The following is a 663-nucleotide window of genomic DNA, read 5'->3' as shown; positions in this document are numbered from 1 at the left end:
CGTCATCGCCTGCGGCCCCTGCGAGCGCCGGGGCGTCTACCGTGTCGCCCGCCTGCGCGAGCGATTCGGCGATCACGCCTCGATCCTGGACGTCTATCTGAGGCTGACGCAAACCTGCCGCTGGCAGCGCGAGGTCGGCAGCCGGCCGCCCAATGTCTACGCGGTCGGGTGTCGGGCCAAGCTCGATACGTCGGGCGGGGCCATCGCGAACGGACTTCCCTCGCGGACATAGGCGAAGGGCAGCGCCCCGATTCCGCCGGGTCGGGTGCGAAAAGATTCAGGCATCGTCCTCGCGGCCGAACACCTCGCCCTCTTCGGCGAGCCGGGCATCCGCCTCGTCGGTCCGCAACTCCAGCAGGGCGCGGTACTCCCGCAGCCGCCGCCGAAGCGGCGTGCCCGCCTCCTCGCAATCGGCCGGCTCATCGGTCTCGAGGGCGCAGCCCTCGATCGTCTCCGAGGTCTGGCGATCGACGGCCGCGCGGTCGGCCTCGCTCAGTCCGGCCGGATCGCCGAGACCGAGTTCCGACGCGATCAAAGCCGCGATCTCCTCGCGCTTCTCATCGAGCTTCGACATCGCCACCCCCATTCCTTCGAATCCGATGCCCCGATGATCGGGTACCTTGCCGCCGGGGAGCAAGGGGAGGGGTACCGGAAGACGGGTGG

The 663-nt window shown here is 70.0% G+C and carries 2 protein-coding genes; one reads left to right on the top strand and one right to left on the bottom strand.

Translation table 11 applies throughout. The annotated features are described in order from the left end of the window. Positions 1–232, top strand: a 232-nt coding sequence (locus tag MBTS_RS23490) for a hypothetical protein (protein ID WP_192216622.1), incomplete at its 5' end; no start/stop codon positions are given. A 45-nt stretch (positions 233–277) separates the two neighbouring features. Here MBTS_RS23490 and MBTS_RS23485 read toward each other — a convergent pair. Further along, positions 278–574: a hypothetical protein gene (locus MBTS_RS23485; RefSeq protein ID WP_026175931.1), complete on the bottom strand. Its 297-nt coding sequence runs from the start codon at positions 572–574 to the stop codon at positions 278–280. Positions 575–663 lie beyond the last annotated feature (89 nt).

Origin of the sequence: Methylobacterium bullatum (assembly GCF_014845095.1) — a bacterium.
Lineage (GTDB): Bacteria > Pseudomonadota > Alphaproteobacteria > Rhizobiales > Beijerinckiaceae > Methylobacterium > Methylobacterium bullatum.
This window is presented reverse-complemented; position numbering and strand designations above follow the sequence as displayed.